Origin of the sequence: Bacillus sonorensis NBRC 101234 = KCTC 13918 (genome assembly GCF_001592005.1) — a bacterium.
GTDB classification, from domain to species: domain Bacteria; phylum Bacillota; class Bacilli; order Bacillales; family Bacillaceae; genus Bacillus; species Bacillus sonorensis.
Map to the genome: position 1 here is coordinate 1 of NZ_BCVZ01000035.1, position 15,487 is coordinate 15,487.

Here is a 15,487-nt window from a genome sequence, read left to right on the forward strand (position 1 = left end):
GAGGGTTTGTTGACACGCTGAAAGACCGGAATGGATTCCGGTCTTTTTCATCAATCATTTAGCCGAGCAATTGCAATGCTTCACGGGTAAACGCGGGAATATCGTCGGGCGTCCGGCTTGTGACAAGCTGGTTCTGACACACAACAACTTCCTTGTCCTGAAATTTGGCTCCCGCGTTTTCCACATCAACCTGAATCGATATATAGCCTGTCGCACTTCTGCCGTCCAATGTCCTGGCCGTAATTAAGAGCTGCGGTCCGTGGCAGATTGCGAATACCGGCTTTTTCTCATCCATAAAAGCTTTTGCAAAAGATACAAACCGTTGATCCGCTCTAAGGATATCGGGTGAAAATCCGCCGGGAATCAATAAGGCGTCAAAATCTTCGGGACTGACATCATCAATGGATGCGTCAACCTCTACATTCGCTTGCCCCTGCTTTCCTTTGAGCGTTTTGCCTTTTTCCTTTTCGATGACGGTCAACTGATGTCCGGCATCTTTAAACGCTTTGGCAGGCTCGGTATACTCGGAATCCTCAAAATAATCCGTCAGTACGACTGCAATGTTTTTGGCCATGTCGTTCCCTCCCTACATCTTCTGTTTACATAAATTCTTTTACCCCTGCCACACTAAATAAAACATGTCATGCTCATCTGATAAAGTACCTATTTCAAGACCTTTTCGGATGAGGACTTTTGAATCAATTTCTGACTGTTTACAATATTCGAAACGAAATATCTACAAAACTTTACAAAAAGTTCTTACAATAGAGGGTGTGACTTTAATCTGAAAGGTGGAGAAATGGTGGGAATACAGAAAAGACGTTTTTTAGTTCTCCGTATTCTGCTAGCCTCAGTGATGATATTCAGCATACTTATTCCAAACACCCAGACTCATGCAGAAGAACATAGCGAACATCCGCTCGTCAAGCTCAGCATACTAGGCACGACGGATATTCATGCACATATCATGGATTATGATTACTACGCCGACAAAGCGACGGCGGCATTCGGACTGGCCCGAACGGCGCAGCTGATCCAAAAATACCGCAGCCAAAATCCAAACACACTTCTCGTCGACAACGGCGACTTAATTCAAGGAAACCCTCTTGGAGAATATGTCTTCAAACATGAACGTGAACAAATCACCTCCAGATCAAAAATACATCCGATCATTGATGTCATGAACAAGCTTCAATACGATGCAGGAACGCTTGGAAACCACGAATTCAACTACGGTCTTGAATTTCTGGACGGGACCGTCAAAGGCGCAGAATTTCCCATCGTCAACGCTAACATCAAAACATTGGACGGGCGGCATAAATATAAGCCCTATCATATAGAAGAGAGGACATTTTCTGATGAAAACGGACAAAAGCATCAGCTGAAAGTCGGCTACATAGGATTTGTTCCGCCGCAAATTTTAACATGGGATAAAAAGCACCTTGACGGCAAAATCAAGGTCCAGGATATTACGGAATCAGCGAAAGAAATGGTTCCGAAAATGAAAGCCGAGGGCGCGGACGTCATCATTGCGATTGCGCACACCGGAATTGAAACAAAAGAACAGCAGGCAGGCGCGGAAAACGCCGTATATGATCTGGCCGTTAAAGCGGAAGGAATCGACGCGATCATTTCCGGCCACCAGCACGGTCTATTCCCGGGCCCCGATTATGCCGGAAATGCCAAAATCGATATTCAAAAAGGGACAATCAACGGGATTCCGGTCGTGATGCCGAAAAACTGGGGAAGCCATTTAGGCATCATCGATATGCAGCTTGAACAAAAAGACGGTCATTGGACGGTCAAAGATGCAAGCGCGAAAACGGAAGCGATTGCCGGGAATGTCGGCTCACAAAACGAGACCGTGACGGCAGCAATCAAAGATACCCATGAAAAAACATTGGAATACGTCCGCAAACCCGTCGGCAAAACGGAAGCCGATATTAACAGCTTTTTCTCACAGGTAAAGGATGATCCGTCCATCCAGATCGTCACAGATGCGCAAAAATGGTATGCGGAAGATGTCATGAAAGACACGGAATATAAGGACCTTCCGATTTTATCAGCGGGCGCTCCGTTTAAAGCGGGAGGCCGAAACGGTCCAGACTATTATACGAATATCAAAGCCGGCGGCCTTGCCATAAAAAATATCGGAGATCTGTATCTATACGATAATACACTGTATATCGTCAAACTGAACGGAAGAGAAGTCAAGGACTGGATCGAGATGTCCGCAGGCCAGTTTAATCAAATTGATCCATCTAAAACGGAAGAACAGGCGCTCCTTAATCAAGATTACAGATCCTATAATTTTGATGTGATTGACGGCGTGACCTATCAGATCGATGTCACACAGCCGGCGAAATACGATGTCAATGGCGGACTGAAAAACCCGCAGGCAAGCCGCGTCAAAAACCTGGCCTATAACGGCAAACCGGTGAAGGATGATCAGGAATTTCTCATTGTCACCAACAACTACCGCGCTTCGGGAGGCGGCGGATTCCCGCATTTGACACAGGATAAAGTCGTTTATGCGGCTGCTGATGAAAACCGGCAGGTGCTGATGAACTACATTATTGAAAAAGGAACGATCAACCCGGCCGCCGACAATAACTGGTCCATCGCGCCAATTAAAGGTGCCGAGGTGACATTTGAATCCTCCCTTCTTGCAAAACCTTTTGCTGAGAAAGCGAAGGACATCGATTTTGTAAGAGAATCGGCCAATAGCGGATATGGCGTGTACAAGCTGAATTTTGAAACAGACGGTTCAGAGCCTCCGCCGAATGACGATCATTGGAGATTAACGGTGATGCATACGAATGATACGCATGCACACCTCGATGATGCGGCAAGGCGCGCCGCAAAAGTAAAAGAAATCCGCGAACAAACGGAAAACAATATTTTGCTTGATGCCGGCGATGTCTTTTCAGGAGATCTTTATTTTACAAAATGGAACGGGCTCGCCGATCTTAAGCTGATGAACATGATGGGCTATGATGCGATGACATTCGGCAACCATGAATTTGACAAAGGGCCGCAGGTGCTCGCCGATTTTCTCGGCGGAAATGGCGCGGCCGTTGATCCGGCGAACAAACACTCGTTTGAAGCCCCATCATTTCCGATTGTCAGCGCAAATGTCGATGTCGCAAAAGAACCAAAGCTGAGCCGATTCCAAAAGAAACCGGCCGTCTTAAAGGCAGGCGCACGGAAGGAAACGGGGATTTATCCGTACATTCTGCTCGATGTGAACGGCGAAAAAGTCGCTGTCTTTGGATTGACGACCGAGGATACGTCATATACGTCAAGCCCCGGTGCGAACATTACCTTTCATGACGCTTATTCGTCCGCCGAAAAAACCGTCAAAGAAATTAAAGAGAAAGAAAAAGTCAACAAAATCATCGCCCTTACCCACATCGGCTACAACCGCGATCTGGAGCTGGCCAAAAAAGTTCAGGGAATCGATTTGATCATCGGCGGGCACACGCATACGCTTGTCGACCATTTGGAAGTCGTTCCAAACACTGAGCCGACGATCGTCGCCCAAGTAAAAGACTACGGGCAGTTTCTTGGAAGAGTCGATGTCGCCTTTGATAAGGACGGCATCATTCAAACAGACCAATCCAGCTTTGACTTGATCGCCATTGACGATCATGCGGCAGAGGAGCCTGATGCCAAAAACGTCCTTGATGATTTTAAGCAGGAATTGGAAGACGTCAAAACGGAGCGGGTCGGCTATGCCGATGTTCCGCTTGATGGTAAACGCGAGCATGTCAGATCAAAGGAAACCAATCTCGGGAATTTCATCGCGGACGGCATGCTGAGAAAAGCCAGGCAAGCCGGAGGCGCTGACATTGCGATCACAAACGGCGGCGGCATCAGAAGCGGGATCGACAAAGGCAAGATCACCCTCGGCGAAGTCCTCACCGTGATGCCGTTCGGAAACACGCTTTACGCTGCCGATATGACCGGAGCGCAGATTAAAGAAGCGCTCGAGCATGGAGTCAGCCAGGTGGAAGAAGGCGGCGGGGCGTTTCCTCATGTGGCGGGTTTAACGGTTACTTTCACTTTAAATAAGCCTAAAGGGGAACGCATACTCGATGTGAAGCTTATCGATGAAAAAGGAACGTCAAGACCGCTTGATCCGAAGAAAACCTACCGTGTCGCCACAAACAACTTCATGGGCGGCGGCGGTGACGGCTACACCGTCTTTAAAAAAGCCAAAAACGGCGTAGATCTTGGATTTAGCGATTATGAGATTTTCACGGAACAGCTGAAACTGTACGACTCTGTCTCACCGAACATCGAAAACAGAATTACGGAAGTCTTCTTGCCGGACCGGCAGACAAACGGCACTTGGACACTGAAGAAAGAGCCGTTCAAAACATACGCAAAAAACGCGAACAAGGCGATCGCCTATTTCCCTGAAACAGAACGGGAAGACATCAGGCTGAACATGACAAAAGCGCAGACGAACCTCATAAAAGCAAGAACAAACGATCCAAGCATCACATTGAAGAATGACAAAATCGCCATGCAGCTGCCGGCTGCAAATCTGGCAGACGAAGAAACGAAAATCGGCATCAGGATTGGAAAAAACATCAAACAGGCGGTCACAAAGGTTTATGATTTCAGCATTCAGCAAAACGGAAAAGCCGTCAGCTCATTCAAGGAGCCTGTCGGACTGTTTTTCCAGGTGGATCATCCTGACAAGCAAGCTGGCGTCTACCATGTCGACCGGAAGCATGACCGCTTTACAAAAGTAAAGAACGGCTACAGCAAAGACCATACCGTCGCCGGCTATGTTGACCATTTCAGCGAGTATACCGTCTTACATGCCCGTCATGCCGGAACGCCTTCAGCCCCTCCGGGATCACAAGACGGCTCGGCTGGCGGCGAACGTCCGGATGCTCCGGGCGGCGGAAGCCATAACGGCGGCTCTGGAAATGGTTCAGGCCATGACGGGGGGAATGGAGGGCAAGCACCGGCTGATCCGGCAAACGGATCTCTCCCCAACACAGCTACAACTTTCTACAATTGGCTCATGCTCGGTCTTCTATTGCTTGCAGCTGGCGGCGGCCTTTACCTTTACCAGCGAAAAAAACGCAACATCAATCACATGTAAACATCAAAAAAGACGGTTCTCTTTCTGAACCGTCTTTTTTTCTTCACTTGACCCATTTCACTACTTGATCGAGCGCCTGTCTTGTTTTCGGACGCGGCTCTTTGACGCGGTATCCGAAAGCGGCCATGACCGAAATATCAAACCGCCCTTCTTCAAGCAGCCCTTCTTTTTCAAGAATGTCATGAACCTTGTCATAATTGAATCCTTCAATCGGGCATGAATCAATTCCGATCAAAGCGGCCGCTGTCATCATATTGGCAAGTGCGATATACGTTTGTTTGGAGACCCAGTCAAACATCGCCCTGTCGCTTTCAAACAAGTGAAAATCGCCGTCTTGAAAGCTTTTCATCACACCGTCTTCTTTGAGCATATTTTCAATGATGTCATCCGGCATTTTTTTCACATGCTTTAATTGATGTGCGACATAGTCGGAGTCATACCTCATTTCCTTTGCCGTGCGGCCGAGCAGCAGCACGAAATGGCTGGCCGTCGGGAACTGCCCCTGCGCCCCCCATGAAACTTGGCGGAGCTTTTCGCGAAGCTCTTTGTTTTGAACAACGACAAATTTCCACGGTTCAAGACCGATTGAGCTTGGCGACAGTCTGCCCGCTTCTAAAATAAACTGAAAATCATCATCAGAAATTTTTTTGTCAGGATCAAATTCTTTAGTGGCATGTCTGAATTGAAATGCATCAAGAATCTCCTGTTTCTTGGATTGATCTGCCATTATCTGTTTCTCTCCTTTGCTATAGCGTATATTCCTTTCTCAATTACATTTTAATTATTATAATAAAAGATAAAAAGTACGCACATTTTTGTTGGATAGTATCATTTTTTATACTAAGGAGAGATCAAGATGAAAAAACATGCGGCAGACTGCACAGCCCCCGGCGGTTATTCATGTCCTGTAGAAGCGACGATAGATATTATCGGCGGCAAATGGAAAAGCGTGATTCTGTTTCATTTAATCGATGGGAAAAAACGTTTTAATGAACTCCGCCGCTTAATCCCCGGCGTCACCCAAAGGATGCTGACCCTTCAGCTCCGCGAATTGGAGCGCGACGGCATTGTTCACCGCGAAATTTATAAGCAGGTTCCGCCCAAAGTCGAATACTGCTTAACAGAATTCGGTAAAACTCTCATACCCATCATCAATCAAATGATGAACTGGGGAATGTCGCATGCCGGTAAAATAGATGAAGCACGGAGAAAATCGGCCGCAGCAGAATAGCTTCCAAAACCTATTTGACAGGCTCCACCCTCAGTAAAAAGTCTTGAACCTTTCGGAAATATTCCTCCGGATTTTGGCGAAACCCGCCGACATGTCCGGCCCCTTCAATCAAATACAGCTTTTTGACCCCCTTTTTCTTCTCGTAAAGCCGTTCGGCCATTTGCGGAGGCACAAGCTGATCATTTTTGCCGTGGATGATGAAAAGAGGCGTATCTGTCTGTTCAAGATTGCGGACCGGAGAAATGTCGGCAAGACTCCAGCCATGCCTCCTTTTAATCAGTCTGCTTGTCAGCGGAATCAGAAGCGGCACGGCAAGCTTGACAACCCCTTTCAGCTGATGGCGGCAGAGTTCGGTTAAATCGCTGAAGCAGGAATCCGCGATGCAGAACTGAATTCTGCGGTCTTGTTTCATCAGTTCAACGGCAGCCGCCGCTCCCAGCGATTCGCCGAGCACACCGATAAATACATCTTTTCCAAGCTTGTGTTCAAGCTCATCCGCCCACAATGCCAAGTCGTTCTTTTCATAAAAGCCATAGGAAACATGCGATCCGCCGCTTAATCCGTGGCATCTGCTGTCGCAGAGCAGCACATGGTAGCCGAGCGACTGGAACAGTTCGACATATTTATAGCCCCCAAACAGCGACCATTTAATGCCATGGGTGATCATCACGGCTTTCCTGCTATCCGGAACAGGGAAAAACATCGCATGAAGCCGGCAGCCGTCGGCAGAAGTCAAAAACAGTTCCTCTTTATCATGTGACTGAAACACGTCATCAACAATTTCCCCATTCTTGATCCCGCTGAAAAACGTTTCTTCATAGCTGCTTCGGTTCGGAAGCACAAACAAATAGCTGACAATGAGACTGACGGCAAAAATACTGATCCCCAACCCCAAGATGATCAACAAAATTCCGATCCACACGGTCCTCACCCTTTACGCTCTGTTTTACCACATTGTATTCTGAACCGGTTTGGGCGTGAGTGTGAACACCGGTCGTTCCGAGCGGCTTTTCGGTCTGGTGGCCGTTTTCATGATGGATCGTATTCGGGCGATCGAAGACATCGCTATGAAAGACCGCTTCCAAGCTGAACGACTTTAGCTTTTCCTGAGCCGTTTCTTAAAACCCCCCTCGTATCAAATACGACCTTTGCATGGTGCAAGAGCAGTTCTTTCGGCAGTTCGGCGTGGTCCGTCAATATGACGACACAGTCATAATCCTTCAGTGACTCGGCATCAATCGATTGACTGCGAAGTTGTTTGCCGCCGATGTGAAGCTCCGGAAAATGAGGATCATGATAAGAAACCTCCGCTCCCATCCCGACCAGCTTCCCGATGATGTCGAGTGATTTTGATTCACGGACGTCCGCGACATTTCGTTTATAGGTAACGCCGTAGATGAGAATGTTTGCTTCTGTAGCCTTTTCCTTTTGAGCCAATTGCAATGCGCGTTCGGCAATATAGCGGACGATTCTTTCGTTCATCTCTTCTGAAAGCTGAATAAAATCGCTTGAAATGCCGATTTTTTTAATGACAAACTGCAAATATAAAGGGTCAACCGGTATGCAGTGGCCGCCGATCCCCGGGCCTGGATAAAATGCCGCAAATCCGTACGGTTTCGTACTGGCCGCTTTGATGACTTCCCATACATCCACGCCGAGCCGGTCGCAGATCATCGCAAACTCGTTAATAAATGAAATATTGATGAACCTGTACGTGTTTTCCAGCAGTTTTGTGAGCTCTGCCGTTTCGGGGGATGTAACCGGAACGACCTCTTGATAAATCCTGCTGTATAATTGATATACTTTATCCCGGCACGCTTCCGTCGTCCCCCCGACCACCTTCGGAACGACTTCGATCGGGAACTGATTTCCCGGGTCAACGCGTTCGGGGGAATAGGCCAAATAAAAATCCTTTCCGCAGACAAGGCCGCTTTTTTCAAGAATCGGTTTGACCATATCCCTCGTCGTGCCTGGGTATGTCGAGCTTTCCAAGACCACGAGCTGGCCTTTTTGCAGATGCCCGGCGATTGATTCTGCCGCTTTTGTCACATAATCCAAATTTGGCGCCGAGTCATCTGTTAACGGGGTCGGGACGCATATAATGACAGCAGCGGCTTCCCTGATCAGCCGATAATCCGAAACTGGCCGGAAAAAGCCGCTGTTTACAGCGTTTTTCACCGTTTCGCCTTTTATATCAGAAATATAGCTGCTTCCCTCTTTTAAGGATTTGATTTTTTGTTCGTCCAAATCAACTCCGATGACCGGAAAGCCTTTGGATACCAACAGCATAGCCAAGGGCAGACCGACAAACCCTAAACCTATGACAGCTATCGTCTGGTTTTGATATTCTTGATTGTTCATGTATTTAATCGCCCCTTCATACATTCCTTTAATAAAATATGTTTCATATTCTTTTTTGAAAGGGACGATTTACTAATTCACAAAACTATTTCTTTTTCATATCAGAGGTTTGAAATGAAGACAGCGGAAGCCGTACAGGCTGTTTGATCAATGCGGATTGATAGATGCCGAATATCGCTTCCAGCGCTTTTTTACCCTCTTTTCCGTCAATCAGCAGCGGTTCACCATCCTGGACTGCGCGAATGAAGTTTTGATACATCGCAGACTGTTCGCCCGATAGAGCAATCAGCTGTGACGCTTCCTCTATGTCTCCCTCTTCTCCGGCGATATACCAGCGGGAGATCCGGTTGAAAGAAGGGCCTTCCAATGAAATCGTACCGTTTTCCCCGAAGATAGAGAGCGAGCTTCCCAGATTGTTTGGCTGTGTTACAATATTTGCTTCTATGATTCCCTTTGCCCCGTTGGCAAAAGTCAGGATGCCGGCCGCTACATCTTCCGTTTCCTTCCCAGGCGCCGCGGTAAGGATTTCTCCGTATACGCTTGTCACATCTCCTAAAAACCATTGCAGAAGATCAATGAGATGTATCCCCTGATTGATCAGCATTCCTCCGTCTTTTTCCCAGCTCCCCCGCCACGAAGCTGCCGCATAGTATGCGGGAGAGCGGTTGAGGCGCAGCGAAACCGCGCCTAAGTATGGCTTCCCTAATTTCCCTTCTGCTATCGTTTCTTTTATTTTTTTCATAATCGGCCGATGGCGCATTTGATGGCAGACCATGAGCTTCAAGTTTTTTTGCTCAGCCAGCTGAATGAGTTCATCGGCCTCCTCCAGCGACAGTGTCATCGGTTTTTCCAAAATGACATGCTTTTCAGCCAGCAAAGATTGTTTCGCCATTTCCGCATGAAGACCTGAAACGGCCGCAATGATCACAGCCTCTATTTTCGTATCGGCCAGCAGGCTCGTATATTGCGGATAATGGGCTATCGCAGGACTTTCGCCTCTCAGGGATGCATAGTATTCAGCCGCTTCAGCCATTCTGTCTTTTTCGACATCACTGACGGCCGCAAGCTCAGCTTCATGACAGCCGCTCAAAGCGCGCAGATGTCTTTTTGCCATATAGCCGCAGCCGATTAAGCCAACACGAAGCGTCATCACTCCCCTCCCCCACTTGCCAGCAGCACAGAGATGATCTGATCCTGTTCATCGCTTGGCAGGAAAGGATCCATCGGAATGGCGAACAGCGTTTCAGACAATGATTCAGCTACTGGGAAATCTCCTTTTTTGTAAGGCAGTGAAGCATAAACATCCTGCAGATGAAGACAGCACGGGTAGTAAACGCCTGTATGAATCTGCTGCGCCTCAAGCGACTGCATGATCTCCCGGCGGTTTTTCGCTCCGATACAAAAGAGATGGTAAATGTGGGAGCGGTCTTCTTTTTCTTTCGGAAGCGTCAGGTGTGACGCCTCAGCCAAAGCCTCACGGTACCGGCCGGCGATTTTTCTTCTTTGTTCATTCCAACCGTCGATCTTCTCTAGAAAAATAAGCAAGGCGGCGGCGTGCAATTCATCAAGCCGGCTGTTGAAGCCGATTTTGTCATGAAAGTATTTTTCGCTTGTTCCGTGCGTTCTGAGTGTTCTTACACGTTGGGCGGCTTCAGAATCTGATATCGTCACCATCCCTCCGTCACCCAATGTCCCCAAATTTTTCGTCGGAAAAAACGAAAAACAAGCCGCATCTCCGAGACTGCCGACAGGACGGTCATTATATGTTGCGCCAAATGCCTGGCAGGCGTCTTCGATCACAAGCAGCCCATGTTTTTTGGCAACTGCCATAATGTCATCCATATCAGCCGGCTGGCCGAAAATATGAACGGGAATGACCGCTTTTGTGGCAGGGGTGATGCGTTCTTCTATCTTTGCCGGATCGAGATTGTATGTTTCAGGATCGACGTCCGCGAACACCGGTGTCGCCCCGACCCTTGAGACGGCTTCAGCACTCGCGAAAAAAGTGAAAGGGGTTGTGATGACTTCATCCCCCTTGCCGATCCCGTATGCTTCAAGCGTCAGCACTAAAGCGTCCGTCCCGTTGGCGACTCCCACCGCATCACGAACGCCAAGTTTTTCCGCTATTTTCTTCTCCAACTCTTTTACTTTCGGTCCCAAAATATATTGCCCGCTGTCTAGCACCCGCTCAAATTCTTTTAAAATCTCGTGTTTAACCGTTTGAAACTGCCGTTTGAGATTAATTAACGGAATCATCTATTTTCCTCCTTGGTTTGGCAAAGTTCCAAAATAATTTATGATCGATTCTGGTAACTTGCCACGGCTGGGTATCTCACTTTACTTGAAGTTCCGGAAATGTTCATTTTTCTATTTAATGAAGGAACGATGGTATAAGGAGATCTGATGTTTCAAATCAAAATCTTGTATTCTTCAAACTCGATTTATGTGAATCCAATCGAACGAATGGCCAATCAGAACCAACGGGGTAACCCAGCCGCCATGATAACGTGAATACCGATTTTATTCTTATGGAAACAATGCTTTAGCAAAAAATAGACTTGTTGACGGAAATTGAGTTTCAGCTCGATATCTTTTTTGATGCGAAAAAAAAAGACCTACTTGTTCAGTAAGTCTTTTGTTGATTATTTAGAAAGCCCCAATTTGCTTTCTAATAATTGTTTATTATGAAGAACAGATTTGTCCTCTGGACGGTATTTTCTTGCCTCTTCATTGTGCTGGTACGATTTTTCAAAATCGCCTAAATTATAGTAGCATACACACATTTGCAGGTGCGGATACCACGTGTAATAAGCCGGATAGCTGAAGCTCCATTTATTTGAGTCAGGCACCAGCTTTGTCGCCTGGTCATACCAGTAAATAGCAGCCTGATATTCGCGCCGGCGCTGAAAAATATAGCCGATTCTGCTGCATGTCTCGGCTCGCGGCGTTTTGGAAAATTCAAATGACTGAAACAACGATCTAAGCTCATTTTCCATATCTCCGAGAAACCTGTAGCAGTCCGCTTTATTGATGCACGCGTATACTTTATCTTCAATCCAGCCTTCTTTCATTTCTATATTTTTATTATAGCTTTCAATCGCTTTCTCATAATGGCCGTTTTCTCTTAATTCATTTCCATAGTAAAAATAGTCCCTCGGTGAAAAAGCATCGCCGCGGTCGATTTTCTTTTGATAGATATTGAGATTGCGTCCGACTGAATGGCGGATTTTCTTATGTGTCACCGAAATATCGGCATTGATGATATTTCCGTAAACCTCCAGATACTGGTGGCAGTCGCCTCTCCATTTAAAATTTTTCTCCCTTTTTACAAGACGGTTGCGGCGGTATCTCAGCGTCACATTACCGAAATCATCCGTGCCGGCGTCATAATACATGGAAACAGAATCCACGGACGGATCAAGCGTTTCTTTTAATTCTTTTAATTTTTTCCGGTCTTTTTCAAGCAGGACATCGTCCGCATCAAGATAAAGAATATAATCTTTTGTGGCATGCTTAAACGATTCATTCCTTGCGGCGGCAAAATCGCCGATCCACTCAAAGAAAAAGACGCGATCCGTGTATTGTTTAGCAATTTCTACTGTTTTATCGGTTGAACCGGTATCGACAATATTGATTTCATCTACAATGTCTTTTACGGTATCAAGACATCTTGCCAATACTTCTTCTTCATTTTTGACAATCATACAGAGACTGATTGTGATCAAATCATCCACTCCTTATCGTTACTTTATCTTCACTCCAATAGATTATGAACAGCAGAACATTTTGTTTGTGCCCTTATCATAAATCCGGCAAATAGAGTTTGGATGTATAACCCGGAAACTTCCTTCCATTAGTGAATATAGATATTACTAGTGAAATTCAACGTCTGACAGGAGGATTGTGATGAGCCAAAACAATGAATTGGAACTGCTGTTGCACTCACTGGAGCTTGCCAATAATGAAAGTGAAATCACTGAAATGATAGAAGACAAAAAGTGGGAGGAAGCTGAACGGCTCATTAGAGAGAGAATGAACACCGATCCATTCGGAATGAGCAAGCTGATCAGTTTGGGTTTTATCAATGAAAAAAAAGGGTGCTTACAAGAAGCTTGTGAATGGTATGATGATGCTGCTCTTTTTATGGAGCAGGCTCAAAAAGAGCAGCTGTTCCGGGAAAAACTCAGTCTCTTCCGCAGTGTCGGATACCTGCGGCCGAAAATCATCTTCTTTGTCAAACCAGGTTTAGATACATTTATCAATCCTATAGTTGAACATCTCCCCCAATCATACAGAACGCTTAAGCTGATCGTCACAGATCTCAAACAAATCGACACCGGAATGAAGTGGGCGGATGTTTGCTGGTTTGAATGGTGTGACAACTTAACCATATACGGGAGCAAATTGCCTCTCGCGCATGAAAAAATTCTAATTTGCAGGCTTCACAGCTATGAAGCTTTTACGGCGTATCCTTATCAAGTCCGCTGGGATGTCATAGATCAAGTGGTTTTTGACGGTAGGCACATGGAGGAATACATCGTTGATCAAGTGCAAAACCTTCATAAAACAAAGACCATAACCATTCCCAACGGAGTGAACTTAGACCATTATACGTTTAAGCAGCGTGACAAAGGGTTTCATATCGCCTACGTCGGCTACATTAATTATAAAAAAGGCCCGATGCTTTTATTGCATGCTTTTAAGGCAATCCATGATAAAGATCCACGATACAAGCTATTTATCGCCGGCCAATATCAAGACATCCGCTATCACTTATATTTTAAACAGATGATTGAAGAATTCGATCTGGCGGACAGCGTCCAGGTCGACGGATGGCAGAGCGACATTAACAAATACTTGGAAGATAAGCATTACCTTATATCAACAAGCCTTTTAGAGAGCCAGCAAATGTCGGTCATGGAAGCGATGGCAAAAGGAATTAAACCGCTCGTCCACAATTTTTACGGCGCCAAAACCATTTATGATGAATCGTTTGTATGGAGCACAATTGATGAACTGGTCGAAATGGTCACTGAACATGACTATACATCAAATCAATACCGCGCTTTTATCGAAGAATATTATTCATCTGAAAAACAACTGAAAAAAATGGAAGAGAACATTTCCCAATTCGCAAAACCGACAAAAGCGAGCGTCCGGACAGCCTTTCTCCATCCGCCCAAAATAACAGTCGGAATCGTCAATTATAATTACGCCCACTTTTTGGAACAATGTCTTCAATCCGTTATTAATCAGACATATCCAAACGTCGAAATCATTATTGTAGATGATCACTCTACTGACGGCTCGGTGGAAATCATCAATTCTTATAAAAATAAATACCCCAATATCAGGACGATATGCCATCAGGAGAATTCGGGTATGGCGGATACGGCATTTGCAGAAATTTTTGAAGAAGCGGGCGGAGACTATGTCATGCCGATAAGCGCAGATGATTTTTTGGCAAATAAAGAAGTACTCAACGACTTTATGCAATGTTTTTTTGAACAGGAAGATTTAGATTATGTTTACGGTGATTTTTTATTGGTAGATCAGAATGGAAATCGAATCGGAAGCTGGGTCTATCAATCATATACGGATGATGAAGCAGTCCGCAGGGTTTTTGAAAGAAGCGGTTCCGGAGTATATCCCATGGTCGGATTGTTCAAACTGTCTTTTTATCGGGATCACAACTATTCCTGGGTGGTTGATTCCAAAAATCCGTACGCAGGAGATGCACTCAACAGCATCGTAAACATTAAACGCGGATGGAAACGGCATTATGTACACAAACCTGTCTATTGCTACCGCAGGCATCAGCATAATTTCACATACAATATAGGCAAAAGAATTCCGTCTATTATTTATGTAATGGAATATATCATTAATAATTTTAATGAAGACATCTACCTGCCAGATATTAAGTGGAGTGAGCTGGAGCCAGCTCAGCGAACCGCGCTGAAGAACTTTATGATTGGAAAAGTTTACGCGAATACAGCAAAAACTTATCAAAGCAACGGATTTACACAGCATCTTGATCAAGAAGAGAAAAAGAGATGCGTCCAGCCTTTGATCAAAAAAATGGAGTATTACTTTGATTTGAGTCTAAGCTCGGGAGTTGAAACTTACAAACCAAACATGAATGAAATCAAAATGGAGATGAAACATTTGCTAGAATTTGATTAATGTTTCATTAGAAAGGACTGTCATATGAGCATCAGCTTGGTGGCAGTCCTTTTTCTTTTGCAAATTTTCCTTCGACTCTGTACATAAAAAAAGAGGCGCATGAAAACCGAAGTTTTCATACACCCCTTCAACCTCCCCATACAAAACATACGAAACGGCTAGAACAAAGCTATTCAGCTGCTCTTTTTGACTATTACGCGCCGGTTGGGCCTGTCGGACCGGTTGGGCCTGTCGCTCCCGTTGCTCCCGTTGCTCCCGTTGCTCCGGTCGGGCCTGTTGGTCCCGTTGCTCCGGTTGGACCTGTCGGACCTGTTGCGCCTGTCGCTCCTGTTGGACCTGTTGCGCCTGTCGGACCTGTTGCTCCTGTCGGGCCGGTTGCGCCTGTCGGGCCGGTTGCTCCCGTTGCTCCTGTCGCTCCCGTTGCTCCCGTTGCTCCTGTTGGGCCAGTCGCTCCTGTTGGACCTGTTGCTCCGGTCGCTCCCGTTGGACCTGTCGGACCTGTTGCCCCGGTCGCTCCGGTTGCGCCTGTCGGGCCGGTTGCTCCCGTTGCTCCTGTTGCTCCCGTTGGACCTGTCGGGCCGGTTGCT

At 46.3% G+C, this 15,487-nt stretch carries 11 protein-coding genes; 3 read left to right on the forward strand and 8 right to left on the reverse strand.

What is annotated here, in order from left to right; genetic code table 11:
- Positions 1–58 precede the first annotated feature (58 nt).
- Complete coding sequence (locus BTR1S_RS20935) at positions 59–574, reverse strand: type 1 glutamine amidotransferase domain-containing protein (RefSeq protein WP_029419813.1); 516 nt, start codon at positions 572–574, stop codon at positions 59–61.
- Positions 575–799: 225 nt separating this feature from the next.
- Between BTR1S_RS20935 and BTR1S_RS20940 the strand changes: the two genes are divergently transcribed.
- Positions 800–5,122 (forward strand): bifunctional 2',3'-cyclic-nucleotide 2'-phosphodiesterase/3'-nucleotidase, encoded by a 4,323-nt coding sequence (locus BTR1S_RS20940; RefSeq protein WP_061781687.1) that lies wholly within the window; start codon positions 800–802, stop codon positions 5,120–5,122.
- 43 nt (positions 5,123–5,165) lie between these two features.
- On the opposite strand, the gene BTR1S_RS20945 is transcribed toward BTR1S_RS20940, so the two are convergent.
- Complete coding sequence (locus BTR1S_RS20945; protein ID WP_006639923.1) at positions 5,166–5,849, reverse strand: NAD(P)H-dependent oxidoreductase; 684 nt, start codon at positions 5,847–5,849, stop codon at positions 5,166–5,168.
- A gap of 129 nt (positions 5,850–5,978) precedes the next feature.
- On the opposite strand from BTR1S_RS20945, the gene BTR1S_RS20950 reads away from it, so the two are divergent.
- Positions 5,979–6,353, forward strand: coding sequence for a winged helix-turn-helix transcriptional regulator (locus BTR1S_RS20950; RefSeq protein WP_006639924.1), 375 nt, complete (start codon positions 5,979–5,981; stop codon positions 6,351–6,353).
- A gap of 10 nt (positions 6,354–6,363) precedes the next feature.
- Here the strand turns inward: BTR1S_RS20950 and BTR1S_RS20955 are convergent, their stop codons facing one another.
- From BTR1S_RS20955 to BTR1S_RS20975, 5 genes are all read right to left on the reverse strand, one after another.
- Positions 6,364–7,275 (reverse strand): alpha/beta hydrolase, encoded by a 912-nt coding sequence (locus BTR1S_RS20955; RefSeq protein ID WP_029419810.1) that lies wholly within the window; start codon positions 7,273–7,275, stop codon positions 6,364–6,366.
- 143 nt (positions 7,276–7,418) lie between these two features.
- Entirely contained in the window at positions 7,419–8,714 is a 1,296-nt protein-coding gene (locus tag BTR1S_RS20960; protein ID WP_006639926.1) for a nucleotide sugar dehydrogenase, read from the reverse strand.
- A gap of 85 nt (positions 8,715–8,799) precedes the next feature.
- Positions 8,800–9,864 carry a Gfo/Idh/MocA family protein gene (locus BTR1S_RS20965; RefSeq protein WP_029419809.1) on the reverse strand — a complete coding sequence of 355 codons (1,065 nt, stop codon included), beginning with the start codon at positions 9,862–9,864 and terminating at the stop codon, positions 8,800–8,802.
- The gene (locus BTR1S_RS20970) at positions 9,864–10,970 is read right to left on the reverse strand and encodes a DegT/DnrJ/EryC1/StrS family aminotransferase (protein WP_029419808.1); all 1,107 of its coding nucleotides are present in this window, start codon (positions 10,968–10,970) and stop codon (positions 9,864–9,866) included. Before BTR1S_RS20970 ends, BTR1S_RS20965 begins: the two co-directional genes overlap by 1 nt.
- A 386-nt stretch (positions 10,971–11,356) precedes the next feature.
- Positions 11,357–12,439, reverse strand: coding sequence for a glycosyltransferase (locus BTR1S_RS20975; protein WP_006639929.1), 1,083 nt, complete (start codon positions 12,437–12,439; stop codon positions 11,357–11,359).
- A gap of 181 nt (positions 12,440–12,620) precedes the next feature.
- On the opposite strand from BTR1S_RS20975, the gene BTR1S_RS20980 reads away from it, so the two are divergent.
- Positions 12,621–14,900, forward strand: coding sequence for a glycosyltransferase (locus BTR1S_RS20980; protein WP_029419807.1), 2,280 nt, complete (start codon positions 12,621–12,623; stop codon positions 14,898–14,900).
- A 193-nt stretch (positions 14,901–15,093) separates the two neighbouring features.
- Here BTR1S_RS20980 and BTR1S_RS20985 read toward each other — a convergent pair.
- On the reverse strand, positions 15,094–15,487 hold a 394-nt coding region (locus tag BTR1S_RS20985; RefSeq protein ID WP_176572980.1), incomplete at its 5' end, for a hypothetical protein.